The following is a 25,147-nucleotide window of genomic DNA, read 5'->3' as shown; positions in this document are numbered from 1 at the left end:
TGCTTCTACTGGGCGCCGCTCATCCGCTGCTGGCGGCGCTTGTTGCGGAAGAACTCCACCTGCCACTTCCGCACCGCCGCCTCGTGGCAGTCCAGGGTGGGGCAGAAGATATGGGTGCCGTCGTTGCGCGACACGAAGAAGAGGTCGTCGCAGTCCAGCGGGTTGAGGGCGGCCTGGAGCGCGGCGGCGCCCGGGCTGGCGATGGGTCCTGGCGGTAGCCCCGGCGTGGTGTACGTGTTGTACGGGTGCTGCGTCTCCAGGTCCTTCCGGGTGATGTTCTTCGAGTACACCCCGCGCAGCAGCTTCATGGCGTAGATGACCGTGGGGTCCGTCTGTAGCTTGATGCCCTGGCGCAGCCGGTTGTGGAAGACGCAAGAGATGCGGGGCCGCTCCTGGGGCTGGCCCGTCTCCTTCTCCACGATGGAGGCCAGGGTGAACGTCTCCAGCAGCGAGAGCTTCACCCCGTTCTTCCGCAGCCCGTCCGCCTTCCGGTACTCCTCCAGCGAGCGCTCCACCATCTTCGTCAGCACCCGCTCCGCGGTGGCGTTGCGGGTGAAGCTGTACGTGTCCGGGTAGAGGAAGCCCTCGAGCGAGCCCGCGGGGACTCCGGCCTTGCGCAGGAAGGTGCGATCCGAGGCGAGCCGCTCCAGCGTCTCCAGGTCCAGCTTCAGCTCCGAGCGCGAGAGGATGGGGAGGATCTCCTCCACGCGCAGGCCCTCGGGGACGGTGAAGCGGTAGAGCTTCACCTTGCCGGAGGCGAGCTGCTCCACCACCTGGGCGGGGGTGAGGGTGCCCTCGAAGAGGTACTCGCCGGCCTTGAGCCGGGGGCCGGCTTGCTCGCGGCGGATATAGAGGTAGAGCAGCTCCGGGTCGGTGACGATGCCCGCGTCCGCGAGCTGCTTCGCGAGCGTCTTCGGGCCGGTGCCGTTGGGCACGATCAGGGTGACGCCGTCGCTGGGGAGGGTGACGGGGGCGGCGGCGAACTCGGTGACCAGTCGCTCGCGGCGCAGGTACCAACCGCCCGCGGCGGCCACCGCGAGCACCACGAGGACGAACAGGGCGAGGAGGACCTTCTTCACTTACATCTCCGGGTCGTAATCGTCGGCATCGTCATGCGCTCCCAGGGACGGTGGGTGCCTGGCGTCGAGCCAGCCCTGGAGGATGAACTGGGCGGCCATCTGATCGATGACCTCACGGCGCTTGGCGCGCGACAGGTCCGCCTCGAGCAGGGTGCGCTGGGCGGCCACGGTGGATAGGCGCTCGTCCCACAGCTCTACAGGCAGGCCAAGGGCCTGGGTGAGGGTAGCCACGAACTTGTGAGTGGCCTCAGCGCGGGGGCCCTCGCTGCCATCCATGTTGAGGGGGAGCCCGACGACGAAGCGCTCGACTTCGTACTCGTGCACCAGATCCTTGAGGGCAGCCAGGTCTGCCTTGAGGCTGGTGCGGCGGATGGTGGTGACCGTCTGGGCGGTGAGGCCCAGGGCGTCTGAGGCCGCCACGCCGATTGTCTTGGTACCAAAGTCGAGGCCCAGGGTGCGCATGCGCGGCGGAATCTAACCGCAATCCCCGGCCGTGGACCGCCCCGTCCGCGAAGCAGGACCGTGCTCGGCCGGTGAGCGGGCTAAACCACTGAATTCGTTGGAGCCAGGCCGGGTGCCGGGCTCGGCATCGCCGCTGCAATCCGTAGGCGCGGAACACGGTGCGCGGCACCCGGAGGCATGGAGCCTCCGCACCGCGAGGGAGGCACCATGAGTGGTGACTTGTTGAAGGGACTGGGCAGTGCACTGGGGGGCGTGACGAGCCTGCTGTCGGGAGGCGCGCTCTTCGATGCGGCGGGCAACGCGCTGGGGCTGCCGCCGGCGATCACCAACGCGGCGAAGGTGGCCGTGGGGGCGATGACGGGCAACGTGATGCTGGCGGCCGATGGCGCGATGGGGCTCGCGCAGGAGCTGACGAAGAACCCGCCGGCTGCCACCGAGTACAAGCCGTCCAACGACAACGCGCGGGCTTGTGAGGGCTACGCAAGCCCCGCGGAGCACGGGTCGTCGGCGGTGGGGACGGGTGGCTCGGAGAAGGCCTGCGGCGACACCCGGGACAGCCATCTGGACCCGAAGATGAATGGCTACTACGAGTCGCTCCAGACGGTGCAGCAGAACTTCCGTTACCTGGACGCGACGGACGGGAAGCTGGACGGCTCGCTGTCGCGGGCGGACCTGAAGCGCATCTCCGACGACTCGCGCGTGTCGCCCGAGCTGCGCAAGGCGGCCCGCTTCCTCGTGGACAACCCGGGCTACTTCGAGCGGCTCGACACCTCGATGGGCCCCCTCAATAGCTCCCTGGGGCAGATGGTGAGGGACGCGCGCAACGACGACCGCATCACCCTGAGCAACGTTCAGAACGAGCTCAACAAGGTGAAGGCGGACTTCGCCCAGTACGGGCGGCCCGAGCGCCCGGGGACGTCGGCGCCCTCCACGCCGCCGCCGGGCAGCTCGACGGGGAGCTCGCCTCCCGGCTCCACGAGTGGCACGGGCAGCTCGAGCATGCGGGGCATCATCAACGACCCCAGCATGAGCCTGGAGGAGAAGATCGAGGCCATCCTCATGGCGCTCACGGAGAAGATGGACGGGGAGATCCTCCAGACGATGGATGACCTGGCGGCGGCGCAGGACAAGCAGGCCAGCATCAAGAACGGCAAGGGGGACGAGAAGGCGCTCTCCGACTCTCAGCGCGACATCGACCGCATCAACATGCGGCTCCAGAAGCTCGTGGAGAAGCGGAAGATGATGTTCGAGATGATGAGCACGCTGTCCATGAAGTTCAACGAGATGGCGAAGACGGCCCTCTCCAACATGCGGAGCGCGTGAGCGGCGATGGGACGCGTCATCAAGTACGAGGGAGGAGCCATGGATACTGCGACGGCGGAGAAGCTGAAGGCCTTTGTGCGCGGGGACCTGACGTGGTCGGAGGTGGAGGGGATGACCTTCGAGGAGGCGAAGGCGATCGCACAGGTGGGGTGTGACCTGGCGGCGGCGGGGCGCTACGAGGAGGCGCGCATTCTCTTCGAGGGGCTGGTGGAGGGGAACCCGAAGGACTCGGCGAGCCGCGCGGCGCTGGGCACGGTGTACCAGAAGCTGGGGAGGCTGGAGGACGCCGTGACCGAGTACTGCGCGGCGCTGGAGAGGGATCCGTCCAACCCGGTGGCGCTGGTCAACCGGGGCGAGCTGTACCTGCGGCAGGGCAATCGGCAGGGCTTCACGGACCTGGCCAACGCGGTGGAGGCGGATCCGAAGGGGGAGACGTCCGCGGGGCGGAGGGCGAAGGCGCTGGTGCGGGCCATCGCGCTGGCGGCCGCGGAGAAGCTGCAGGTGGACCCGCGGGCGAAGGCGTAGTCCGCGGAACCGCGAGGGACCGCCGGGCCACGGAGGGGCTCAGGCACGGGTGGCCCGGGGGGAGGGCGTCAGTGGGAGGGCTCCGTGAGGACGGGGAGCCCTTCCGCTGGCGCTCTTTTTTCAGGAGCGGGAGGAACGGCGGCCAGCCGCTCGCCAATGGGCGGATGGCTGTGGCCCTTGAGAACGACCCAGCGGGGTGGGTCGGGGTCCATCTTGTTGACCCGGGCAGCCTTCACCAGCATGCGTCGGAAGGCGGCGGGATCCTGGGTGAGCTGGAGGGCGTAGCGGTCCGCCTCGCGCTCGCGCTCGCGCGAGAAGGCCGAGGAGATGGGCGCGCTCAGGAAGAAGACGAAGAAGGAGAGCAGCCACAGCAGCGGGAAGGTACGGATGTCCGCGAAGCGCGTGGTGCCGAACCAGCCCCGAGTGGCGGAGAGCCGCAGCAGTCGGTCGATGACGAAGAGGAGCGCCACCAGGGCCAGCGAGGCGGCGATGCGCCCTGGCCACTTCGGCTCGTGGACGTGACCGGCCTCGTGGGCGACGGCGGCCAGGACCTCGTCCGGTTCGAGCTCCTGGAGGATGACGTCGTTGAGCACGATGGTGCGCGTGGGGCCCTGGCCCGCGAAGTACGCCTGGAGGCGCTTGCTGGCCACGGACGTCTTCTCCACCCGCACGTCCTGGAAGGGGACCTCCGCGCGGGCCATGAGCGCGGTGATGCGCTCGCGCAGGGGGCCTTGCTCCAGGGGCGCCTGCTCGAAGAAGACCTGGCTGCGGTATGGGTCCAGCGCCGAGGCCCCCAGCATCAGCAGCGCCGTGGGAAGGCCCAGCACCAGCCACCAGCGGTTCATTCGCCGGGCCAGCCCGTACAGGCCCAACGCCAGTGCGGAGACGGCGAACCCCTCCAGGGCAATGCCCTTGAGCTCGTCCAGCAGGAAGCGCAGCGGGGTGTACGCGGACATGCCGTGGCGATGCTCCAGCACGTAGCCGAAGTAGATGGTCGCCGGGACGTAGATGAGCTCGATGAAGAGCTCCACGAGCAGCGCGAAGAGGATTGCCGCGCCCCAGCCCGGCTCGCCCCAGAGTCGATCCAGCGACTGGATGAGGACCCGGCTGACCGGCGCCGTCCGGAGGAAGGCGAGCCGCTGAGACAACCCGTCCGCGCAGGACTCGGACCACCGGTAGAAAGGACGCACCAGGACGCCCAGGATGAGCGCCAGGACGCCCAGGTAGACGAGGGGGCTCACCGCGCTCTTGATGTAGAGCGGCAGGTGGTAGGCCTGAATCTCGGCGAGCTGCTCGGGAGTGAAGATGGGCTCCATGGACAGGGAGGGAGCGTAGACCCTCACCCAGGTTCGCTCCCAGGGGGTCCGTGCTTTCCGGCGCCATGATGGGAGACCGTCGGGCCGTCCGCTCGCCATCACTCCGAGTGTGCCTTGGCGCCGGCCAACGGCCGGACGTGTCACAGGGGCGCTGTGGTAGCTTGTGCCAACCGCCATTGAGGGGTTGTGGGACTGACACTGAACTCGCGAGCGCGGTGCCGGGCACCTCTTTGATGGGATTAAGTGGACCCAGCAAGCGGTAGGGAAGACCCTCGAGTTGAATGCTCTCTGGGTCACTGAGGACACGGTCTGGGCTGGAGGGCTCTTTGGGACGATCATCAAGCGGCAGTGACGACGCCCTCGAGCCGCTCGAGCGGACCGTATTGCGCGACCCGCTCATTGGGGCGCAGCTGGGCGAGTACGTCATCCGGGAGCGGGTCGGCGAAGGCGGCATGGGCATCGTCTACCGGGGCGAGCAGCCGCTGATCGGCAAGCAGGTGGCGGTCAAGGTGCTCCGCTCCGAGGTGGGGGAGAAGTCCCATCACGTGGAGCGGCTGCTCGCCGAGGCCCGCGCCGTCAATGCCATCCGCCACCGCGGCATCATCGACATCTTCAGCTTCGGCCGGACGCCGGATGGTCGGCAGTACTTCGTCATGGAGTACCTGGAGGGCAGCGCGCTCGACGCCCACCTCGCCGAGCATGGCCTGCTGCCGCTCCGGGAGGTGCTGCGCATCTCCAACGAGCTGCTGGACGCGCTGGCCGCCGCGCACAAGGCGGGTGTCATCCACCGCGACCTCAAGCCCAACAACCTCTTCCTGGTGCGCCAGCCCGGTGGCGGCACCTACGTCAAGGTGCTCGACTTCGGTCTGGCCAAGCAGACCTCCAGCAGCTACGGCAACACGCCGCAGACGCAGCAGGGGCTCGTCATGGGGACGCCGGAGTACATGGCGCCCGAGCAGGCCTGCGCGCAGCCGGTCAGCCCCAAGACGGACCTCTACGCCTTCGGGGTGATGCTCTTCCAGATGCTGACCGGGCAGCTTCCCTTCACCGCCCGGTCGTCGATGGAGCTGCTCATCCAGCACGTCACGCAGCCTCCGCCCTCTCCGCTCACGCTGCGGCCGGAGCTGTTCCCTGAGCTCGCGGAGCTCACGCTGAAGCTGCTGGCGAAGGCGCCGGAGGAGCGGCCCGCCATGGCGAAGGTGCGCTCCGAGCTCCAACGGCTCATTCGCTTCCTGGAGCAGGAGGACGGCCCGACGAAGGTCGTGCGCGTCTCGAAGAGCCACCCTGTCCCGCGGCGTCCCCCCGAGCCCCGGCCCCTTCCCGTCCCGGAGGAGAACAGCCCCTCGGCGGAGACCGTGGAGGAGGAGAAGGTCCTCCTGGCGCCACGCCGGTCCCGCGCTCCCCTGGTGGCGGCGGTGGGCGGAGGGCTCCTGCTCACCCTGGGCGTGGGGGTGATCCTCTTCCCGCGTGCGGAGCCGAAGCCAGTGGCCCCTCCCGTTGTCGCGGTTCGCCCCTCGGTTCCGGCGGAGCCACCTCCCACCCTCCCACCGAGTGAGCCCGCAGCCGTTCCCGAATCCGCGACTCCCACCGCGGCCGTGGCCTCCGCGACCGGGCCGGAGCCGACTGCAGCCAAGCCCACCGAGGCCGCTGAGCCTGTCAGGCCCGCCGAGCCCTCTCCCACCGCTTCCCCCGAGACGCCGCCTCCACCGGAGCCTGCTTCAGGCTCTGTCGAGGGCCCCCGTCGGAACACCGCCCAGGGGAGCGTCCCAGCCAAGGGACGCTCCGAGCGCAATCCGCTCCTCGTGAGCATCGAGCGAATGGAGAGGAAGTTGCGGTTGGCCAGGCTGCCGGCTGATGAGGAGCAGCGTGCGCGCGAATCGCTGGACAAGGCGCGGGCCAGTGTGGGGGAGGTGAAGACCTCCGAGGACCGAAAGCAGTTCTTGAAAGACCTCGCCAAGTGGGAGCGGTGGTACCTGGGGGCGAAGAGCTCCGCGCCTTGACAGTGCGAGCGCAGCGTGTGCGACCATGCGGTCATGCTTTCGTTAGTGCTGGCACTGGTCGCCGCGCAGACAGCCGTCCCTCAGGAGGCGGCCCCGGCGCGTGGAGTGGTGGTGATGAGCTCGCGCAGCGAGGGTCTCACGCCCATCGAGGTCGTCACGCTGACGGAACGGTTGTCCAAGGCGCTCCAGGACGCACGCGTCGAGGTGGCGATGAGCCCCGACGAGGCCACCTCCAGGCTCGGCCCCGATCGGCGCCCGGAGCTCTGCCAGGTCAAGCCCGAGTGCATCGCGGAGCGGGGACGCGCGCTCGGGGTGGGGGCGGTGGTGGCCCTCGACTCCAGCAAGGTCTTCGGTGACCTGCCCATGCGCGTCATCCTGGTCGAAACCGGTCGGGGGCAGGTCCTCCTGCGGCGCAGCTATACCGTCTCCCCCGCGCGGCTGGCGGACCTGGACACCGCCTTCCGGGATGCCAGCCAGGAGATCAAGAAAACCCTCTCGGGGCGGCCCGGTTTCGAGGAGCCCCTGCCCGCGGATGCGCCCAAGGAGCCTCCGCCCGTGGCCCTCACGCCCAAGCCCGCGCAGGAGCAGCCTCCCGCCCTCGTTGTGTCCTCTCAGCCCTCGCGGGTGCCCGTGTACCTCACCCGAGGTGGCGCCGCGGTGGCTGGAGGCGCCGCCGTCTACTTCCTGGTGCGGGGGTTGATGCTGTCCTCGGAGCTGCAGCAGGAGGGGGCGACATCTGGAGTCTCCAGGTGGACCTACCCGCATGCGCTCGAGCTGAAGGATGACGCCAACCGCAACCTGCTGATCTCGGGCGTGCTCGCCGGGGCGGCGGGGGTCCTGCTCGGCACCAGCTTCCTGCTGCCTTCGCCGGAGCCCGCCCCCGCCCAGTAGTCCCGAGCGGCCGGGGACGCGTTGAAAGGACAACGCCTCTCCCTCGCCGTACTGGCGTGAGACGTGGGTCTTCAGCACCTTCGGGGGCGAGGAAGGTCCACGGCATGACGACGGTCGCGGAGTTCATCGAGAAGAACCGGGAGCGGCTCATCGAGCGCTATACGGAGGAGGTGGGCAGGTTGGATGCCGCCCGGGGTCTCTCCCCGTATGAGCGGACCGACACCTTCCCCGAATACCTCTCGACCCTGGCGGCCATCTCCCGGCAGGGCCATCGGGGCGACACCACGAAGACGGCGAGGCGTCTGGAGGAGACGCACATCGGCCAGCGCGTGCGGTTGGGCTTCAACCAGGAAGAGGTGACGAGCGAGTACGTCCTCATGGGCCGTCTCATCTCCGGCCTCTGGGAGGATCTTCCCCTGGAGCAGCAGCCCTCGCAGGAGGACACGCGGCTCCTGTTCGAGGAACTCAAGGGGGCCATGGACCAGGTGGTTGTCACCTTCAGCGGCTACTCGCAGGAGGATCGGCAGCGCGAGAAGCGCTTCCTGCTCCGCCTCAACGCGCTGGCGTCCGAGGTGATGGGAGAGGACGAGCACTCCATCCCGCTCGAGGAGCGGCTGGGTGCCCTGGTGGAGGTGGTGCAGGAGGCCATGCGGGCGGATGGGGCCGCGCTCCTGCTCCTGGGCTCGGGTGGACGGACACTCATTCCCGCCACGTACACGGGCAGGTGGCGCGCACTGACCGAGACCGAGACCGAGCTCGTGCCGGTGGACGCTCCCTCCTTCGTGGCCAGCCTGGCCGCCTCCGAGGAGCCGCTGGAGCTGCCGGACGCGGCGAGTGCCGGCCCCGCGGTGGCCGAGGGGGTGCGCCAGAGTGGCCTGCACTCATTGCTGGGCCTGCGGTTGTGGCCGCACGGCAAGCTGCTCGGGGTGTTCTACCTGGGCATCGCGGAGCTCCGTCCCTTCGAGCCCCAGGCGAAGCGCTATCTCGAGACGCTGGTGGATTACCTCTCCGGCATCATCCAGAAGGCCCTCCTGCTCCAGCAACTCCGGCAGACCAATGAGCGGCTGCGCAAGTCCGAGACACTCCATCGGCTGGCCACCGAGGCCATCAGCGATGCCATCTGGGAGTGGAATATCCAGACGGGCACCATCACCTGGAGCGGCGTGGTGGAGAAGCTCTTCGGATATACCCGGGAGCAGCTCGGAGGGCCCTTCTCCAGTTGGAGCGACAAGATCCACCCGGAGGACCGCGAGCGTGTCGTGCACGGCTTTCACGAGGCCCTCGCCCGTGGCGAGCTGCGGTGGAGGGACGAGTACCGCTTCCTTCTCCGGGACGGCGGCTATGCCCACGTCACCGACCACGGCCTCGTCGAGCAGGACGCGAGTGGCAGGCCGGTGCGGATGGTGGGGGCGATGCAGGACATCACCGCGCGCAAGGCCGCGAGTGAGGCGCTCCGGGCGAGCGAGGACCGGCTGCGGATGGCGGTGCGCGCGACGGAGCTGGGGACGTGGGACTTCAATCCGGTGACGGGCATTCTGCGCTGGGACGATCGGTGCAAGGCGCTCTTCGAGCTGCCCCTGGAGTCGGAGGTGACGTACGACGGCTTCATGGCGGCGCTCCACCCGGAGGACCGCGAGCGAGCGCGCACGGCCGTTGAGTGGGCACTGCAACCGGCCAGTGGCGGGGAGTACGACATCGAGTTCCGCCCGCTGGGGCGGATGGGCCAGGGGGCGCGCTGGGTCCGCTCCATTGGCCGCGCCTATTTCGAGGGAGGACGGGCCGTGCGCTTCATCGGCACCGCCCAGGACATCTCCGAGCGGAAGCATCAGCAGCAGGAGGCGCAGAAGCGCGCGGAGTTCGCCGAGCAGCTCATCGGCATCGTCTCCCACGACCTGCGCAACCCCCTCAACGCCATCACCCTGTCCGTGGCGGCGCTGCTGCGGCAGGAGGACCTGGGCGAGCGCCAGGCGAAGGGGCTCGCACGCATCTCGGCAGCGACGGAGCGGGCGACCCGGATGATCCGCGACCTGCTCGACTTCACCCGGGCCCGGCTCGGAGGAGGCATTCCCCTCGAGCGCAGGCCGCTCGACTTCCACTCCCACTGCCGGCAAGTGGTGGAGGAGGTGCGGCTCGCCCATCCGGATCGGGAGGTGGAGGTGGTGGGGAGAGGGGAGGGCGCGGGCGAATGGGATGGGGACCGGCTGGCCCAGGTGATCACCAATCTGGTGAACAACGCACTGGCCTACAGTCCCTCGGGAACACCTGTTCGCATGGAGACGCTGGGGGAGGACGGTACCGTCATGCTCTCCGTGCACAACGCGGGCAGGCCCATTCCTCCCGAGCTCCTCCCGCGCCTGTTCGAGCCGATGACGCGGGGCAGGCTGGGAGGAGACGCGGCCAGCCGCAGCATCGGCTTGGGGCTATTCATCGTGGCCAACATCGTCCACGCGCACAGAGGCACCATCGAGGTGCGCTCCGAGGAGGCCGCAGGCACGACGTTCACGGTGCGGCTGCCGCGGCACGCTTCCTAGTGGGAGTGTCCACGAAGTTCGTGGACTGCGCATGCTCCCTCTCCCTCTGGGAGAGGGCGGGGGGTGAGGGTAGTCCCCTGCGTGGCTCTCGCTGCAGCGACGTCATACAGAGGGAAGACCCTCACCCTAGCCCTCTCCCAGAGGGAGAGGGGACATCCACGGCGCCTGCGGACTATGTCCAAAGACTTCGTGGACACTCCACGAGCGGGAGGCCCGCTCAGGAGTGCGGCTTGGACTGCTCGGGCTCGCTCTGCTCCGGTGCCGACTCCGTGTCCGCCAGCAGCAGCGCCTTCATCTTCTCCAGGCTCTGGCGCGTCTTGACCACGAACGCATTCTGCGAGCCGATGCGCTCGGCCGCCTCCAGCGTGCGCTCGTAGATGTTGATGGACTTGGTGAGCAGCACCCGCACCTTCTTGCGCAGCTCCTCGCGGTAGATGACCGCCTCCTCCGCGTCCAGCTCCACCGGGGCCGGCGAGTTCACCAGGTGCTCATAGAGGTTCTCGTAGAGCGCGCCGATCTGCGACCCGGCCGCCGTCGCCCAGTGGCCGTTGCCCACCCGGATGGCGCGCAGGTAGTTGCCCTGCGCCGACAGCAGCAGCTCGGCCTTGTAGTTCAGGTCGTTGGCCAGCGCGTCGCTGCCCTTGGCCGGGTCCAGCTTCACCGCGTCGTAGTGCTGCCGGTAGATCTCCCCGATGAAGAAGTGCGCCTGCGCCGGGAAGTAGTCCTCGACCTCATCCTTGTCCTGCAGGGCCTCGTACGTGGAGAGCGCCTGGCGCAGCGTCTTCTCCGCCTTCTCACTCTGCCCGGTCTCCAGCTCGCACACGCCCTGCTGCACCTGCGCCTCCAGGCGCTTGCTCACCGGCAGGTCCTCGCGCCTGGCGATGGTCGCCAGCACCTTCGCGGCCTCGGCGAACCGCTCCAGGTGGTACTGCGTCTCGGCCAGGCGGAAGGCCGCGTCCAGCGCGTCCCCCGTGCCCTTCTCCGCGTCCGCCAGCTCGGAGAAGCGCAGGTAGGCCTCGTCCCAATGCTCCAGCCGCTCGTACGCCAGGCCCGCGTTGTAGAGCGCCTCCTCGCGGTGCTTGCTCTGCGGATGGAAGTCCGCCAGCCGCCCGAAGTAGCGCGCCGCCTTGGCGAAGTCGTTGGCCGCGAAGGCCGACGTGCCTCCCGCGAACAGCTCCTCGTCGTTGAGCGAGGCCAGCTCCAGGTCCGCCGTCACAGTCACGGGGTCGAACTGCACTTGCTGCCGGGGCGTCTCCGGCGTCTCGCGCACCGCCGTGCCCGTCGTCCGACACCCCACCAGGCCCAGAACTCCCACCAACACCCACTTGCGCCAGGTGGCCAACATGTATGTCCTCCGCTGCAAAGCTCGTCAGGGGCCCGCTGGGGGGCCGTCCGCGTTTCCAGCCTCCATGACAGCGAGAGCTGTCCCGGAGTTCCCAAGCGGCCCGCAGCTTAACCTCCACCCGGGCTTCCCGCCCGTATGGCTCGACGCCGGGCGGTCAGGCGGGCGGTGCCGTGGACACTTGGAGGAGAGACGATGTTGGCGTGCATGGATGTGGACTACCGGCCTGAGCTCACAGTGGCCGCCTGTGTGCTCTTCCGGGACTGGGCCGATGCCGCCGAGGCCTCGCACGTGGTGGAGCGCGGCCCTCCCGCCGAGCCCTATGAGCCCGGCCAGTTCTACCGCCGCGAGCTGCCTCATCTGTTGAAGGTGCTCGCCACCCTTCAGGAGCCACTGGAGACAGTGGTCATCGACGGGTACGTGTGGCTGGACGAAGAGCGGCCCGGGCTTGGTGCGCACCTGTATGAGGCGCTCGGGCGGCGCGTGCCCGTCATCGGCGTGGCCAAGACGGCGTTCCACTCCAGCCAGCTCGCGGTTCCGGTGCTGCGCGGGCAGAGCCAGCGTCCTCTGTTCGTGACGGCGGTGGGGGTGGATGCTCGCGAGGCCGCGGAGCATGTGCGGCACATGCACGGGGCCTCGCGCATCCCCACGCTGCTCAACCGGGTGGACCGGTTGTGCCGGGATTCGTGAGGCGGGGCTTCCGGGCGCGCTCATCACGAACTGGTCCGATGGTCGGACCAGTTGCTCGAGGCCGGGCCCGGAGGGTGCTCCCGGGGTTCAACCTGGGGAACTGGTACCCTCACCCCGTCCCTCTCCCGAGGGGAGAGGGGAAGTGGGCTTGGGAATCACTTCGTCACCGATGAGGTAGCGCCCCGTTCTCCACAGCGCTCCTATCTCGTGCACGTCCATCTCGAAGCGCGGCACCTGGATGAGCGGGGTTCCACCCACCGCTGCCTGTAGCTCGGCGATGCCCCGGGCGTCCTGCTCGGCCAGGATGGTCAGCTCCCGCAGCGTCTCCTCCATCTTCGCGCGCCGGGCGGGAATCAGTCCCTTCATCTCCTCCCACAGCTGCGGCCCCGGCATCGGGTGCACCCGGTTGACCACCACCGCCACCACGTCCATCTCGTTCTGCTTCAGCAGCCGGTGGAAGTGCATCACCTCGTCCAGCCGCTCGCGTCCGGGGCTCGTCACCAGCACGAAGCCCGTCTGCTCCGCCTCCAGTAGCTCGCGCACCCCACGCGCCCGCTCCCGGAAGCTCTCGTTCATCGGGGCGATGGCCATCATGAAGCCGGCCAGCTCCTGCAGCGTCTCCGTGCCGGTGAACTTGGAGATCGTCTTCGCCGCGTAGCTGCTGCCCAGGCTGAAGAGCGACAGGCCAATCTTTCCCGCCGCCAGCGCCGGGGTGAGCAGCCACTTCGCCGCCTCGTTGTCGAGGAAGTCCAGCACCCGGTTGGGGGCCTCGAGGAAGTCCAGCGCGTGCGCCGTGGGCGGCGTGTCGAGCACGATGAGCTCGTAGTCGCGCTTGTTGCGCAGCTCCCACAGCTTCTCCATCGCGATGTATTCCTGGCTGCCCGCGAGCGCGCTGGAGAGGGACTGGTAGAAGCGGTTGGAGAGGATCTTCTCGCGCTTGTCCGGTGGGGCGTACTTGAGGATGAGGTCGTCCCACGTCTGCTTCATGTCCAGCATCATCGCGTGGAGGCGGGCCCGGGGCTTGAGTCCCAGGGGCTCCAGCGCGGAAGCGGGGACCTCGGCCTCCACGTTGCCCAGGGCATGGAGCCCCAGCGAGTTGGCCAGCCGCTTGGCCGGGTCGATGGTGCACACCAGGCTGCTGCGCCCATCCACCGCCGAGCGCAACGCCAGCGTCGCCGAGATGGTCGTCTTCCCCACGCCGCCCGAGCCGACGCACACCAGGACGCGCTTCTTCTTCAGGGCCTCGGAGAGCGCGTTCATGCCCCGTCCTTCCCCGTCACCAGGGGCTCCAGATACCCCATCACCTGCTCGATGGCCTGCCGGCCGAAGTCCGGCGTGAAGATGCGCGGCACCTGGTACACCGGCACGTGCAGGTTGCGCTCCAGCTTCATCTCCGCCAGCACCGTCTGCGCTGCCCGGTCGTGGTGGGCCTGTGCCACCGCCAGCAGCTCCGGCTGGTCCACCAGGGCCTCCAGGTCGTCCTTGTTGAAGCGCTCGAGGAAGGCCGCGTTGAGCACCGCCGCGTGCGTGCGCACCTTCACCTGATCCTTCAGCGCCGCATGCAGCTCCAGCGTCTCGTTCACCGGCAGCTCCTCCGGCAGGGACACCAGCACCGCCGCCGTCACCGCCCGGTCCTCGAGGATGTCGCGCATCTTCATGGCCTCGCGAGTCATCGGCCCGGGCGGCAGCGTCTGCAGCAACACCTGCGGCACCCGCAGGAAGGTGATGGCGTGGCCCGTGGCTGGCGCGTCCATCACGATGGTGTCCCACAGCGGCCTTCCATCCGGCCGCTTCTCCTGCGCGTGGTAGAGAATCTTCCCCAGCAGCACCAGCTCCTGCAGCGAGGGGATGAAGCGCAGGAAGTAGCGCACCACCTTGTTCTCGAAGACCGTCTTGTAGAGGGTCTCGAAGCGCAGGACCATGATCGCGTACTCGCGCATGGCCTCCTGGGGGCGCACGTCCACCGCCCAGAGGTTGTCCTCCAACTTCGTCACTTCGGGGCCCACGGGCTTGTGCCCGAGCAGGCGGCTGATGCGCTCCTGGGTATTGATCTCACACACCAGGGTGCGTCTACCGGCGCGCGCCGAGCGCAACGCCAGCGCTGCGGCGATGGTGCTCTTGCCCACGCCACCCTTGCCAGAGACGATCCACAACCTCTTGTCGAGCAGGCCGGCCATCGGGAGCGGCGAACCGTAAGGACGCCCCTCCCCCCTGTCAACGCGCTCTGTCATCTGTCTTCCATCGCTTGACACGTCGCGTCGCGTCCTTCCAGAGTTCGCGCGTTTTCTCCAGAACCTTCCGCGTCCCCCGTGTCGAAAACCCGCGGACCGATGGATACCCCCATGCTCAAAGACAATCCGGTGGTGAAGAAGCTCGTCGAGACCGGCGAGGAGCGCGTTGGCAAGCTGGCGCAGCAGCTCATGTCCAACGAGAAGTTCGTGGCGACGGTGCAGACACTGGTGGCGCGCTCGCTGGCCGCCAAGGGCACGCTGGACGGAGCGTTGCGCTCGGCACTGTCGGCGATGAACCTGCCCTCCAGCGCGGACGTGGAGCAGCTGCGCAACAAGGTGGATGACCTGGAGCGGCTACTGTCCTCGGTGGAGTCCAAGCTGGACACGCTGGTGTCGGCCCGGAAGAAGTAGAGGCCACCCATGCGGCGCATCGCCTTCATCAACGAGAAGGGTGGCACCTGCAAGACGACGCTGGCGGTCAACACCGCGGCGTGGCTCGCCAGAGAGCGCGGGCTCAAGGTGCTCCTGGTGGACCTGGACACGCAGGGGCACTCGGGCAAGTCGCTCGGCCTGGACGTGCGTACCCTGCCGCGCAACGTCTTCCACCTGCTCACCGACCCGGCCGTGCGCCTGGAGGACGTGATTCAGCCCTCGGCCATCGAGGGCCTGTCCGTCCTGCCCGCCTACAAGGAGATGGCGGACTTCCCCCTGGTGGTGGCCCAGGACGAGCGCCGCGCGTACCGGCTCGCCGAGCGGCTGGAGCCCGCGGAGGCCGCTGGCTTCGACGTCATCGTCTTCGACGCACCTCCGTCCATGGGCATCACCACGCGCAACATCCTCGTGGCCGCCACCGAGGTGGTGGTGCCCGTGGCCCTCACGTACTTCGCGCTCGATGGCTGCGCCGAGGTGGCTGACACCGTTCGCCAGGTCGCCGAGACCGAGGGCCGCCCCGGGCTGCGCATCACCAAGGTCGTGCCCACCCTCTACCGGCGCACCGCGCTCGCCACCGCCATCCTCGAGCGCCTCAAGGCCTACTTCCCTGAGTCCCTCGCCGCCACGCCGCTCGGCTACAACGTCAAGGTGGATGAAGCCCAGAGTCACGGGAAGACCATCTGGGAGTACGCCCCGAGCAGCACTGGCGCTCAGATGCTCGCCGCCATCGCCACGGAGATCTTCGACGGCGCGCCCGCCAAGGCCTCGAAGCGCGGGAAGAAGGCTCCCCGCGTGGCGTAGTTGCCACGCCGCTGCTCTTCCTCGGACTGGAGATGTCCCCGGCGCACCGCTCCCAGGAGGGCGTCACACGGGGATGAGCGCAGGCCTTGATACCCTCACCCAGACCCTCTCCCGGGGGGGAGAGGGAAGGGGGGCGGCTACTGCTGCTTGTTCTTCTCGAGCTCGTCCAGCTTCTTCTCGAGCTCTTCCAACCGCTGCGCCAGCACCTGGATGTCGCGGCCCAGCGCCGGCAGGTTGCCCGCCAGGTTCTCCACGGCGTGCTTCACCCGCTCGTCAATCTTCCGCTGCCAGTCCTCCAGCGCCCGCTGGCTCGCCTTGAGCAGCTCCGCCGCGCCGCCTCCCGCCTCCTGCTGCTGCTGCTGCTCGGCCGGCTGCTCAGCAGGCGTGGGCTCGGCCACCTGCTCGCCTTCCTCGCCCTTCTCGCGCCTCAGCAGCTTGTCCAGCCGCGACTCGGCCTCCTCCCGGATGGACACCACCCTCGGGGTGACTTCCTTCTGGATGAAGCCCGTCAGCGACTCGCCCGGATGGCGGATGATCTCCCGGAGCACCGTCAGGGGCATCCGGTTCCGCTTCTTCTCCTCCTCGAAGATGATCTGCGCGAGCGTGACGGAAGTGAGATCCTCTTTCGTCCGATTGTCGACGATCTGGACCTCCACGCCCTCCTTGATCATCGCGGCGATCTCATCCAGGGTCACATATCGGCTCTCGACGGTGTCGTAGAGCTTGCGGTTGGTATACCGCTTGATGACCTTGGGCTCCTTGCCCGGCACGCCTGCCTGCTCTGGCTCGCTCATAATCTCGGTTCTCCGCCCACTCCGGGCGCTTGCGTACACGGTGTGGGACGCATGCCTGTAGCAGAGGGGTGGGGGGCGGGCAAGCCGGGTGGAGGCATGCTCGCGATGGAGCGCCACTGCGCCTATACTCCGGGACCGGCCGAGCCCTGAATGATCGTCAAGTGTGAGCGGTGTCAGACGCGGTTCAAGATCCCCGACGAGAAGGTGACGGACAAGGGGGTCAAGGTCCGCTGCACGAAGTGTCAGCATACTTTCCGGGTCGCGCGGGAGGACGTCTCGTCCACCGCGCCGGCTCCGGCAGTGCCATCCCCAGACCCGGCCGTGAAACCGCCGGCTACTCCTCGTGCGGGCACGCCCCTCGAGGTGCCGCGGGCCTCTCCGCCCTCGGGTAAGCCGGCACGTCCGGTGGGACTGGATAACCTCTTCGATGGGCCCGTGAGCGCCGCGTCGACTCCGGGGATCGCCTCTCCTCGCGGAGGTGCTCCGGCCGTTGTGCCGCGGGTCTCCTCGCTGGAGGCGCCGAAGACCCCGGCGACCATCGACCTGGATCCATTGATGGAGTTCATGGGGGAGAACACCCCCACTCCCGCCGAGGCGCTCAAGCTCGCCGCCAAGGCCCCCATTCCCAACAAGCCCGCTGGGGCGCTCGCGACCGGACCGGTCCAGCCTCCCAGGCCGGCGGCTCCGGCCCCCAAGCCGGCGCAGGCCGCCGCGCCCGTGCCTGTTCAGGTTCCGACGAAGAGCCCCGTGCCCGTGCAGGTTCCGGCGAAGAGCCCCGCGCTCGCGCCTGTGAGCAGCGCCCCCTTCTCCTTCGACGAGAACAATCCGTTCGGCTCGACCGACACGGAGGCGACGCTCCCTGCTCCGGTGCCCACGCTGCCGCCGGCACCCAAGCCTGTCCCCATGACGGTGCCCACCCGGAGCGCTCCGCCGGCCCCGAAGCCGGCGCAGGCCGCCGCGCCCGTGCCCGTGCAGGTTCCGGCCAGGAGCCCCGCGCCCGCGCCTCGCAAAACCGCTCCGGTGGCCTTCGAGGAGAACGATCCGTTCTCGCTGCCGCCGGACAACGCGCCGACGGTTCCGGCCACGCCCACGCTGCCGCCTCGCGGCGCTGCGCGCGCTCCGATGGCCTTCGAGGAGAACGATCCGTTCTCGCTGCCGCCGGACAACGCGCCGACGGTTCCGGCCACGCCCACGCTGCCGCCTCGCGGCGCCGCGCCCTCTCCGGCCTATGAGGAGATGGACGGGCTCGAGGGCAACAACCCGTTCGTCTCGTTCCAGCCCCAGCCGCCGACTCCGGCTCCCACGCCGGTCCGGAGGCCCGCGCCCGTGCCGGTTCCGGCCGCGGACCCGAACGAGATGGAGGGGCTCGAGGGCAACAACCCGTTTGCCACGTTCGACCCGGTGGCGGCGCTGCCTCCGGCTTCCGCGAAGGGCCCCGCGCCGGTGCCGGCCGCGGCTCCGAACGAGATGGAGGGGCTCGAGGGCAACAACCCGTTTGCCACGTTCGACCCGGTGGCGGCGCTGCCTCCGGCCTCTGCACAGCCTCCAGCGCCCGCTTCGAGCCCTGCGCCCTCGGGCATCCCGGACTGGGGTGCTCCGCAGCAGGGCGCTCCATCGGGCATCCCGGACTGGGGTGCTCCGCAGCAAGGTGCTCCGTCGGGCATCCCGGACTGGGGGGCCACGCAGACGGTTCCGGCCACCCCCATCGCCAAGGCGGGCGCGCCCACGGAGCGCAACCCGTTCCCCGACTTCCCAGGGCCGGGCGAGGGTGCTCCGGGCCGCGAGGTGCTCGCGGATCTGCCGCCCGCGCCTCCGCCGCCGGTGATTGCCGCGCCGCCCCCGAAGCAGGAGACGCCACGCAGCGAGAGCCATGGCCCTAGCCTGGTGCAGCGTCTGGCCGGGGTGGCCGCTCAGCTCGTGGTGGGAGCGGTGCTCTTGGTGGGCCTGGTCGCCGTGGCCATCGCCTGGCTCAACGGTGGGCGGGTGGAGCTGTCGGCCCTGTCGCCCTCGCGCATGCGCGAGCTGGTGTCGCCCACGCGGCCCCTGGTGGCGAAGGATCTGTCCAACGGCCTCTATACGACCCGTGACGGGCGCAGCCTCTTCTTCGTCCGCGGCGAGGTGGAGAACCGTGGCACCTCCGCCATCCGGGTGAAGGCGGGGGTTGCACTGTACGACGGGGACAATCAGGTGAAGTCCGCCGAGGGGCTCGTGGGCGCTGTTCCCACGCCGGAGGAGCTCCACGTGATTGGGAGCGCGGGCGAGGCCGATGCGCTCCGCTCCCGTCTGGATGCCGCCGCCAAGGAGGTGGCTCCCGGTGCCCGGGCGCCCTTCATCGTCTTCTTCTACGAGTACCCCGAGGACCTGAGCGGTATCCGGCTCGAGGTGACGCTCGAGCCGCAGGCTGCCGTTGCCAGTGGAGGGGCCAAGGAGGGTAGTGCCGGCAATGCCCAGCCGTGAGGAGGCCAGAGTTGTCGTTCGGCGGCTCCATGTGCTGAGCGGGGGAGCGGAGATCGTCCGCAAGGCCGCCGCGCGAGAGCTCGCGCGGAGGGATCCGCTCGACGCCAACGAGCTGCTCCATCACGTCATCTTCCTGGCCCGTTCCGCCTGGGAGCCGGCCACCTGCGTCCTCTCCGCCTTCGTGGCGGCGCTGGGCCGGGAGGCCGCGAGCATTCCCTACGCGGACTCCATGAGGCGCATGGCCGAGGTGCAGTCGCTGGAGTCGGTGGCGGACCTCTTCGAGACGGCGCCGGCCCAGAAGGAGTTCGACGAGGGCGCGGCCGCCAAGGCGGATGCGAAGCTCCTCACCCAGTCCCTGGGGCACCTCAAGCAGCAGGCCCGGCTCACGAGGGACCCGGACATGCTCGCGCGGCTGGTCACCGCGAGCAACCCCGCGGTGGTGCGCAACGCGCTCCTCAACCCTCGCCTCACCGAGCCGCTGGTGGTGCGCATGGCGGCGCGTCGTCCGGCCCGCCCGGAGCCGCTGGTGGAGATCTGGCAGTCGCCGCGCTGGTCCTCGCGGCATGGAGTGCGCCGGGCGCTTGTCTTCAACCCGTACCTGCCGCCGGAGGTGGGGGTGAAGATCGTCCCGCTGCTCAATGGGAGTGATCTGGCCGAGCTGGCCGGGGACACATCCGTGCACCCCTCGCTGCGCGAACAGGCCGCGCGCCTGTTGGCCGGGGATGCGCCGGTAGGTTCGAGCTAGCCGCGCTTGGGGCCGGAGTCGGTGTAGTCAGCGTCGGACACGTCCTGGCCGCGCTTGGAGCGGGGCAGCGTCTTCACGTCCACCAAGTCCTCACCCTTGGAGGCCTTCTTGAACGAGTAGACGAACTTGCCCACGGCATTGCCGAGCTGACCCATCCGAGCGGCGGAGAACACCACCACCAGGATGAACGCGATGAACAGAATCTCCCCGGTACGCAGCCCCAGCATGTCGCGCACAGTGCAGCAAAGCCGGGGGTGAGGCAAGCCGCCTGTCGCCGGAGACGGGGCCCTTCAGGACGCTCGCTCCGGGGGCCGGGCTGTTGCACATTGCGAGGCATGCTCCTGCTCGCCCACCGAGGTGCCAGCGCTGATGCCCCGGAGAACACCCTCGCCGCCTTCCAGGAGGCCGTAGCCCAGGGGGCCGACGGCGTGGAGCTGGACGCCATGGTGTGCGGCTCCGGCGAGGTGGTGGTGTGCCACGACGAGCATCTGGAGCGGCTCGCCGGGTTGCCCTGGGAGGTGCGCACCACGTCCTGGTGGAAGCTGAAGGGGGCAGACGTGGGCAGCCGGCTCGGCTTCGCGCCCGCCCGCATTCCCCTGCTGGAGGAGGTGCTGGACGCGCTGCCCTCGCACTTCCTCATCAACATCGAGCTCAAGTGCGATCACGCCAACGACGGCGGCCTCTCCCAGAAGGTGGCGGAGCTGGTCACCCGTTGGGAACTGGCCGAGCGGGTGGTCATCTCCAGCTTCAACCCGCTGTGCCTCTTCCGGACGGCGGCCGCCGCGCCCGCGCTGCGCCGCGGCTTCCTCATCGACCCGGACAAGAGCTGGGGGCTGCAGGCGAACGTGGTGACGCCGCTCGTCTCGTCCCACTCGGTGCACCCGTACCACAAGCAGTGCACCCCGGAGCTCGTGGAGGAGTGGCGGCGCCGGGGCCTGCGCGTGGCGGTGTGGACGGTGGATGACGCAGCGCGCGCCCGGGAGCTGGAGGAGATGGGCGTCTCCTACCTCATCACCAACAAGCCCCGCTTCATTCGCGAGGCCCTGCGCGGCAAGGCGGCCTAGAAGTCCAGGCCGAGCGTGGTGCTGAAGGCGAACACGGCGGGCAGGGCGCGGCTCCTCGTCTCGCCCGTCTGGGTGTTGGCCACCTCGATGGCGCCCTGGTTGCTCAGCGAGATCTCGGCGCCGAGCTGCAGCGCGCCGCTGATGAAGCGCGCGCCTCCGTAGAGGCGGCTGTTGATGTTCTCACCCAGCTTCACCTCCTGGTAGACGCCGGTGTTGTCCAGGCCGGCGTAGGGGCTGGCCGGGTTGAGGGTGTCGCCGCGCGTCCGGCTCTGGTTGAAGTCGAGCGTGTCCGTGCTGGCCGCCACGCCCACCAGGTCCAGGCCGCCGTAGGGGGTGATCGTTACCATGCCCCCGAGCGGGAACTGCTTGCCCACGCCGATGTCGAGGCCGGCCGCCGTCAGGTCGAAGTCCTTGTTGCCCATCAGCCGCGTCACGTGGGCGCGCACGCCGACGTCCGGCAGCCAGGTGAAGCCCTCGTTGACGGCCCACTTCACCTCGCCGGTGGCGGCGAACATGCTGCTGCGGTCGATCCACCCCACGCGGGCGCCCAGCTCGAAGGAGAAGGGCAGGCCCTTGCGCACGTGCACCGAGGGGAGCAGCAGCGGATTCGTCGCCGCCCCCTCGGTGGGAAGCGTGACCTGGCCGTCCTGGTTGCCCGGCGAGGGCAGGGCGATGACGCTCAGCTCCGCGTTGAGCGAGAAGCCCGCGTGCCCCAGCGTCTCCGGGGGCATGAGGTTCGCCGACGTCATCACCGCCGCGAAGGTGCGGGCGAAGGCACGGAAGTCCCCGTGGGCCTCCGGGTTATAGTTGGTCGACGGCGTGGTCGAGCCGGAGCTCGCGAATTGGTTCGGGTTGCCGAGATTCGTCAACCTGAAGTCGTTGCGATCCGCGTACGCGGCGGAGCCGCACACCAGTACCGCGAGGGCCATCCCACGGCTGAACGTCCGCATCCTCAGTACCGCCTCCCAGGCGCGCGTCCGGCGGTGGCGCCAATCGGGGGTCGACGCTAGCGTGCGTCCGAGGAAAGCGTCAATAAAACGGGCGGCTTCCGAGGGGGCGTAAGGGCCCCGACGAAAGCCGCCCGGAATTCGGACGTTCAGTCCAGCTACCTGCTCACGGCGTGGCCGACTTGGTCGGCTTGGTGGCCGTGGCCGGCGCCGTCAGCTTCTGGGCCACCTCGGCCGGACGGCGGCGGATGACCAGGGTGCGGCGGCTGGCGAAGTCGGTGCTCTCGCGGGCCACCACCAGCACGCTGTTGTTGCCCTCCTTGAGGGAGAACTCGGTGGAGAACTTGAGCTTGTGCGGCTCGCCCGCCTTGGCCTTGGCGTCCACGCCCTGGAAGTAGACCTTCTGGTCGTTCACCAGCACGTACATGTCCAGCAGGCCCTGGGCATCGTCCACCTCACCCGTGAGGGTGTACTTCTCGCCGTTGGCCACCAGGCCACCCTGGCCCAGGTCCACGTCGAGCTTGATCTCCGGCGGCGAGCGGCGGGCCACGTACGCCATCTGGGGCGCCGCGGCCTTGCCGCGCGTGTCGCGGGCGTTCTCGGTGCTCACGAAGGCGAAGCGGTCCTTGTCCAGCTCCACCCGGTAGAAGCCCTTGGTGACCGCGTCGGTGTTGAGCACCGCCGGGCGCGAGAGCTTCGCCACCACCGTGGCGCCCTGCTGAGGCGAGGCCAGCAGCTCGGCCTTCTCCGACACCCGCACCAGGCCCTTCTTCGGCTCCAGCCTGGCCACCGCGGCGTCCGACACGGGCAGCTCCAGCTTCTCCATGGCGAACTCCTCGAGCGGCTCGTCGACGATGGCCAGCCGCAGCGGGAAGGTCTCCTCGCGGTAGCCCTTCTTCACCGACAGCTGGAAGCGCGCCGTCTTCGTCTCGCCCGGGGCCAGCTCGCCAATCTTGAAGCGACCCTTCTCGATGAAGATGTTCGGGTCTCCCAGGTTCTTGATCTGCGCGAACGAGTCGAGCGCCTTGCCCTTGCCGGTGTTCGTCACGTCCATCACCAGGGTGATGTCCTCGCCGCGCTGGGCCTGGCCGTCGCCGTTGCACGACTCGCACGTGTCGACGACCTGCCAGTTGAAGGCGAAGGCGGGACGCGGCAGCTCGGCGAAGTTGAGCTCGCTCACCAGCGTGGTGGGCAGGGCCCCGTGGTCGTCGTGGAACTTCACCGTCACCTCGTCACGGCGGGAGGTCAGGTCCTTGGGCAGCTTCACCTTCACCTTCCAGGTCTTCTTCTCACCCGGGGCCAGGCTGCCGATGAGGAACTCGCGGCGATCCAGGTAGTAGTTGTCGCTCTCCGTCCAGGCGCGCACGCGCTTGAGCGGCTCGAGGCCCTTGTTCTCCGCGGTGAGCGTCAGGTCGAACGTCTCACCCGCGGCGATGCGCTGGTCGGCGGTGGGGGCGAAGGTGGCCGCGAGCTTCACGTCCTTGGGCGTGGTGCCCGCGCTCCAGTCCACGTTGAGCGCCTGGATGGCGGAGTTGATGCGCAGCTCCTCCTCCTCGCGCTTCTTCTCCACGAAGCCCTTGCCCTTCTGCAGCATCTGGCGACGGTCGTTGTAGGGCATCTGCAGGACGTAGTCGCGAGCGAACTGCACCTCGAAGTCCTCCTTCACCTCTTCCTGGCTCTCGGCGTCCATCTGGTCGTCCAGCTCCTCGCCGGTGCTCACCGAGTCGATGTCCAGCAGCGGGTGCGCCTTGGTGTCCTTGGCGGCCGTCTCGGGATTCTTGGCGGCCTCCTCCTGCTTCTTGGCGGCGGCCTGCACCTGCTTCTCGTCCAGCTTGAGGTACTTCACCGTCTCCAGCGGCTTCTCGCGGCCCAGCACGTCCTCGCGCTTCTTGGCCACCGAGTCCGAGTTGGGGTTGCCGAAGTGCTGATCCAGGTCCGCCTCGCCAATCGTCTTGCGCGGGGCGAACACCAGCACGCGCTCGTCGGTGACGGCCGAGGGCACCAACTCGATGTCCGGGACGATACCCACCTCCTGGATGGAGACGTCACCGGGGGTGAGGTACTTGGCGATGGTCAGCTTCAGCGCGCTGTCGTCCGGGAAGTCATAGAGCACCTGCACGCTGCCCTTGCCGAACGTCTGGCGGCCGATGATGACGGCGCGGTTGAGGTTCTTGAGCGCGCCGGCGACGATCTCCGAGGCCGAGGCGCTGCCCGCGTTCACCAGCACGGCGACGGGGTAGGTGTCCTCCCCCTCGTCCGGACGGGCGCGCTTCTCCTCGCGCAGCTTGTCGGACAGGCCCACCGTCGAGACGATGGTGCCGTTGGACAGGAAGGTGTCAGACACCTGGATGGCCTGCTCGAGCAGACCGCCCGGGTTGCCGCGCATGTCCAGCACCACACCCTTGAGCCCACCCTTGGGCTCGGCCTGACGGCGCATCTCGGAGAGCGCCGACTGCAGGTCGCGCGTGGTGTTGCCCTGGAAGTTCTTCAGTCGCACGTAGCCCACGTTGCCGGCCAGCAGCTTGTGCTGGACGCTCTCGATGGAGATCATCGCGCGGTTGAGCGTCATGGCGCGCGGCTTCTCCCAGCCCTTGCGCTCCACGGTGATGCCCACGCGGCTGTCCACCGGGCCGCGCAGCTTGGACACGGCCTCGTTGAGGTCCATGTTGACCGTGGACTCCTCGCCAATCTTCTTGATCTGATCATCCTTCTGGATGCCCGCGCGCGCCGCCGGCGTCTTGGGCAGCACCTTCACCACGGTGAGGTTGCCCTCGCGCATCTGGATGACGAAGCCCAGGCCACCGAACTCACCCTTGGTGGACAGTTTCATCTCCCGGTACACCTCGGGGCGCAGCAGCACCGAGTGCGGATCCAGGGTGGAGAGCATCCCGTTGACGGCCGCGTACTCGATGTCGCGGGTGTCGTCGATGGGACGCATGTTCTTGTTCACGAAGTCGAAGACGTCCTTGAGCGTGAAGGACATCTTCCACAGCGAGTCGACGTGGCTGATGTCGAACTCGCGCGTCTTGCCGTTGACGTTGACGTTGAGCTTGCCCGTCTCGGCGTTGCCGTCCACCAGCACGTCCGGGACGCTCTTCTCCACGTACTCCAGCGCGGAGATCATCATCTCCTTGGGCTTCACGCGCTTGGGGTCAACGTAGTTGTCCTTCACATAGAGGATGACCTTGGTGAAGACGCGCAGGGAGGAGAGGTCATGCTGAGGGCCTCCCTTCTCACCGGCGATGCGGGTGGAGTCCGAGCTTCCCTGGCCGGCCTCCGCCACGCCGAGTGTCAGGGGGAGGGGGGCCCGGTCGTTGCCCACGAGGGCCCAGGCGCCAAGGAGAACGGCGACGGCGGTGATCCGGCGAAAGAGTCGCGGCATGGTTCATCCAGGGTGGGGCCCATGGGCCCCGGGGGTGATACGTGAAAAGCCCAGCAAATCCGAGCGGTTGGCGTGAAGAACGAGTGCCGGGAGCAACCGGGCAAGCCTAATCATGGCCTCTTGGTGCTTCAAGCC

21 protein-coding genes are annotated in these 25,147 nt (G+C 68.8%); 11 read left to right on the top strand and 10 right to left on the bottom strand.

The features are described 5' to 3' along the window. Positions 1 to 5 precede the first annotated feature (5 nt). Together mltG and ruvX are read right to left on the bottom strand one after the other, a co-directional pair. Entirely contained in the window at positions 6 to 1,079 is a 1,074-nt protein-coding gene (gene mltG / locus OV287_RS42795) for an endolytic transglycosylase MltG (protein ID WP_267539806.1), read from the bottom strand. Then, a complete protein-coding gene (gene ruvX, locus OV287_RS42790) occupies positions 1,080 to 1,541 on the bottom strand; it encodes a Holliday junction resolvase RuvX (protein WP_267539805.1) in 462 nt (153 codons plus the stop codon). Between the two features lie 207 nt (positions 1,542 to 1,748). Between ruvX and OV287_RS42785 the strand changes: the two genes are divergently transcribed. Together OV287_RS42785 and OV287_RS42780 are read left to right on the top strand one after the other, a co-directional pair. Further along, entirely contained in the window at positions 1,749 to 2,864 is a 1,116-nt protein-coding gene (locus OV287_RS42785) for a hypothetical protein (RefSeq protein WP_267539804.1), read from the top strand. A 6-nt stretch (positions 2,865 to 2,870) separates the two neighbouring features. Beyond that, positions 2,871 to 3,389 carry a tetratricopeptide repeat protein gene (locus OV287_RS42780; RefSeq protein ID WP_267539803.1) on the top strand — a complete coding sequence of 173 codons (519 nt, stop codon included), beginning with the start codon at positions 2,871 to 2,873 and terminating at the stop codon, positions 3,387 to 3,389. Between the two features lie 68 nt (positions 3,390 to 3,457). Here the strand turns inward: OV287_RS42780 and OV287_RS42775 are convergent, their stop codons facing one another. Continuing rightward, positions 3,458 to 4,705, bottom strand: a complete 1,248-nt coding sequence (locus OV287_RS42775) for a M48 family metalloprotease (protein WP_267542540.1) — start codon at positions 4,703 to 4,705, stop codon at positions 3,458 to 3,460. Between the two features lie 326 nt (positions 4,706 to 5,031). Between OV287_RS42775 and OV287_RS42770 the strand changes: the two genes are divergently transcribed. The 3 genes from OV287_RS42770 (at position 5,032) to OV287_RS42760 (ending at position 10,127) form a co-directional block, all read left to right on the top strand. Beyond that, positions 5,032 to 6,705 (top strand): serine/threonine-protein kinase, encoded by a 1,674-nt coding sequence (locus tag OV287_RS42770; RefSeq protein WP_267539802.1) that lies wholly within the window; start codon positions 5,032 to 5,034, stop codon positions 6,703 to 6,705. A gap of 33 nt (positions 6,706 to 6,738) precedes the next feature. Beyond that, positions 6,739 to 7,596, top strand: a complete 858-nt coding sequence (locus tag OV287_RS42765) for a hypothetical protein (RefSeq protein WP_267539801.1) — start codon at positions 6,739 to 6,741, stop codon at positions 7,594 to 7,596. A 104-nt stretch (positions 7,597 to 7,700) separates the two neighbouring features. After that, positions 7,701 to 10,127 (top strand): sensor histidine kinase, encoded by a 2,427-nt coding sequence (locus OV287_RS42760; RefSeq protein WP_267539800.1) that lies wholly within the window; start codon positions 7,701 to 7,703, stop codon positions 10,125 to 10,127. 217 nt (positions 10,128 to 10,344) lie between these two features. Here OV287_RS42760 and OV287_RS42755 read toward each other — a convergent pair whose 3' ends face one another. Next, complete coding sequence (locus tag OV287_RS42755) at positions 10,345 to 11,472, bottom strand: tetratricopeptide repeat protein (RefSeq protein ID WP_267539799.1); 1,128 nt, start codon at positions 11,470 to 11,472, stop codon at positions 10,345 to 10,347. Between the two features lie 192 nt (positions 11,473 to 11,664). Between OV287_RS42755 and OV287_RS42750 the strand changes: the two genes are divergently transcribed. After that, positions 11,665 to 12,159 carry an endonuclease V gene (locus OV287_RS42750; protein ID WP_267539798.1) on the top strand — a complete coding sequence of 165 codons (495 nt, stop codon included), beginning with the start codon at positions 11,665 to 11,667 and terminating at the stop codon, positions 12,157 to 12,159. A gap of 87 nt (positions 12,160 to 12,246) precedes the next feature. On the opposite strand, the gene OV287_RS42745 is transcribed toward OV287_RS42750, so the two are convergent. Then, positions 12,247 to 13,419 (bottom strand): ArsA family ATPase, encoded by a 1,173-nt coding sequence (locus OV287_RS42745; protein WP_267539797.1) that lies wholly within the window; start codon positions 13,417 to 13,419, stop codon positions 12,247 to 12,249. Next, positions 13,416 to 14,336 (bottom strand): ArsA family ATPase, encoded by a 921-nt coding sequence (locus OV287_RS42740; protein WP_267539796.1) that lies wholly within the window; start codon positions 14,334 to 14,336, stop codon positions 13,416 to 13,418. The genes OV287_RS42745 and OV287_RS42740 overlap by 4 nt, the downstream gene beginning before the upstream one ends. 165 nt (positions 14,337 to 14,501) lie before the next feature. On the opposite strand from OV287_RS42740, the gene OV287_RS42735 reads away from it, so the two are divergent. Beyond that, the gene (locus OV287_RS42735; protein WP_267539795.1) at positions 14,502 to 14,801 is read left to right on the top strand and encodes a hypothetical protein; all 300 of its coding nucleotides are present in this window, start codon (positions 14,502 to 14,504) and stop codon (positions 14,799 to 14,801) included. A gap of 9 nt (positions 14,802 to 14,810) precedes the next feature. Further along, positions 14,811 to 15,623: a ParA family protein gene (locus tag OV287_RS42730; protein WP_267539794.1), complete on the top strand. Its 813-nt coding sequence runs from the start codon at positions 14,811 to 14,813 to the stop codon at positions 15,621 to 15,623. 137 nt (positions 15,624 to 15,760) lie between these two features. Here the strand turns inward: OV287_RS42730 and OV287_RS42725 are convergent, their stop codons facing one another. After that, positions 15,761 to 16,417 (bottom strand): polyhydroxyalkanoate synthesis regulator DNA-binding domain-containing protein, encoded by a 657-nt coding sequence (locus OV287_RS42725; RefSeq protein ID WP_267539793.1) that lies wholly within the window; start codon positions 16,415 to 16,417, stop codon positions 15,761 to 15,763. Between the two features lie 150 nt (positions 16,418 to 16,567). Between OV287_RS42725 and OV287_RS42720 the strand changes: the two genes are divergently transcribed. Both OV287_RS42720 and OV287_RS42715 read left to right on the top strand, forming a co-directional pair. Then, positions 16,568 to 18,874, top strand: a complete 2,307-nt coding sequence (locus OV287_RS42720) for a zinc-ribbon domain-containing protein (RefSeq protein WP_267539792.1) — start codon at positions 16,568 to 16,570, stop codon at positions 18,872 to 18,874. Then, a complete protein-coding gene (locus OV287_RS42715; protein ID WP_267539791.1) occupies positions 18,861 to 19,619 on the top strand; it encodes a hypothetical protein in 759 nt (252 codons plus the stop codon). The genes OV287_RS42720 and OV287_RS42715 overlap by 14 nt, the downstream gene beginning before the upstream one ends. Here the strand turns inward: OV287_RS42715 and OV287_RS42710 are convergent. Beyond that, on the bottom strand, positions 19,616 to 19,846 hold the full coding sequence (locus OV287_RS42710) for a twin-arginine translocase TatA/TatE family subunit (RefSeq protein WP_267539790.1): 231 nt from the start codon (positions 19,844 to 19,846) through the stop codon (positions 19,616 to 19,618). The two genes, OV287_RS42715 and OV287_RS42710, sit on opposite strands and share 4 nt — an antisense overlap. A 108-nt stretch (positions 19,847 to 19,954) precedes the next feature. Here OV287_RS42710 and OV287_RS42705 point away from each other — a divergent pair, with 108 nt between their 5' ends. After that, the gene (locus tag OV287_RS42705; RefSeq protein WP_267539789.1) at positions 19,955 to 20,683 is read left to right on the top strand and encodes a glycerophosphodiester phosphodiesterase; all 729 of its coding nucleotides are present in this window, start codon (positions 19,955 to 19,957) and stop codon (positions 20,681 to 20,683) included. On the opposite strand, the gene OV287_RS42700 is transcribed toward OV287_RS42705, so the two are convergent. Together OV287_RS42700 and OV287_RS42695 are read right to left on the bottom strand one after the other, a co-directional pair. Next, on the bottom strand, positions 20,680 to 21,633 hold the full coding sequence (locus OV287_RS42700; protein WP_267539788.1) for a hypothetical protein: 954 nt from the start codon (positions 21,631 to 21,633) through the stop codon (positions 20,680 to 20,682). The two genes, OV287_RS42705 and OV287_RS42700, sit on opposite strands and share 4 nt — an antisense overlap. 163 nt (positions 21,634 to 21,796) lie before the next feature. Then, positions 21,797 to 25,012, bottom strand: coding sequence for an MXAN_5808 family serine peptidase (locus OV287_RS42695; RefSeq protein ID WP_267539787.1), 3,216 nt, complete (start codon positions 25,010 to 25,012; stop codon positions 21,797 to 21,799). Positions 25,013 to 25,147 lie beyond the last annotated feature (135 nt).

The organism is Archangium lansingense (genome assembly GCF_026626635.1).
Lineage (GTDB): Bacteria > Myxococcota > Myxococcia > Myxococcales > Myxococcaceae > Archangium > Archangium lansingense.
This window is presented reverse-complemented; position numbering and strand designations above follow the sequence as displayed.

Bases quoted from the DNA above. Each gene is read 5' to 3' on its own strand.
- ruvX (WP_267539805.1), bottom strand. From the start codon at position 1,541: ATGCGCACCCTGGGCCTCGACTTTGGTACCAAGACAATCGGCGTGGCG.
- OV287_RS42785 (WP_267539804.1), top strand. From the start codon at position 1,749: ATGAGTGGTGACTTGTTGAAGGGACTGGGCAGTGCACTGGGGGGCGTG.
- OV287_RS42780 (WP_267539803.1), top strand. From the start codon at position 2,871: ATGGGACGCGTCATCAAGTACGAGGGAGGAGCCATGGATACTGCGACG.
- OV287_RS42775 (WP_267542540.1), bottom strand. From the start codon at position 4,705: ATGGAGCCCATCTTCACTCCCGAGCAGCTCGCCGAGATTCAGGCCTAC.
- OV287_RS42765 (WP_267539801.1), top strand. From the start codon at position 6,739: ATGCTTTCGTTAGTGCTGGCACTGGTCGCCGCGCAGACAGCCGTCCCT.
- OV287_RS42760 (WP_267539800.1), top strand. From the start codon at position 7,701: ATGACGACGGTCGCGGAGTTCATCGAGAAGAACCGGGAGCGGCTCATC.
- OV287_RS42755 (WP_267539799.1), bottom strand. From the start codon at position 11,472: ATGTTGGCCACCTGGCGCAAGTGGGTGTTGGTGGGAGTTCTGGGCCTG.
- OV287_RS42750 (WP_267539798.1), top strand. From the start codon at position 11,665: ATGTTGGCGTGCATGGATGTGGACTACCGGCCTGAGCTCACAGTGGCC.
- OV287_RS42745 (WP_267539797.1), bottom strand. From the start codon at position 13,419: ATGAACGCGCTCTCCGAGGCCCTGAAGAAGAAGCGCGTCCTGGTGTGC.
- OV287_RS42740 (WP_267539796.1), bottom strand. From the start codon at position 14,336: ATGGCCGGCCTGCTCGACAAGAGGTTGTGGATCGTCTCTGGCAAGGGT.
- OV287_RS42735 (WP_267539795.1), top strand. From the start codon at position 14,502: ATGCTCAAAGACAATCCGGTGGTGAAGAAGCTCGTCGAGACCGGCGAG.
- OV287_RS42730 (WP_267539794.1), top strand. From the start codon at position 14,811: ATGCGGCGCATCGCCTTCATCAACGAGAAGGGTGGCACCTGCAAGACG.
- OV287_RS42725 (WP_267539793.1), bottom strand. From the start codon at position 16,417: ATGAGCGAGCCAGAGCAGGCAGGCGTGCCGGGCAAGGAGCCCAAGGTC.
- OV287_RS42720 (WP_267539792.1), top strand. From the start codon at position 16,568: ATGATCGTCAAGTGTGAGCGGTGTCAGACGCGGTTCAAGATCCCCGAC.
- OV287_RS42715 (WP_267539791.1), top strand. From the start codon at position 18,861: ATGCCCAGCCGTGAGGAGGCCAGAGTTGTCGTTCGGCGGCTCCATGTG.
- OV287_RS42710 (WP_267539790.1), bottom strand. From the start codon at position 19,846: ATGCTGGGGCTGCGTACCGGGGAGATTCTGTTCATCGCGTTCATCCTG.
- OV287_RS42705 (WP_267539789.1), top strand. From the start codon at position 19,955: ATGCTCCTGCTCGCCCACCGAGGTGCCAGCGCTGATGCCCCGGAGAAC.
- OV287_RS42700 (WP_267539788.1), bottom strand. From the start codon at position 21,633: ATGCGGACGTTCAGCCGTGGGATGGCCCTCGCGGTACTGGTGTGCGGC.
- OV287_RS42695 (WP_267539787.1), bottom strand. From the start codon at position 25,012: ATGCCGCGACTCTTTCGCCGGATCACCGCCGTCGCCGTTCTCCTTGGC.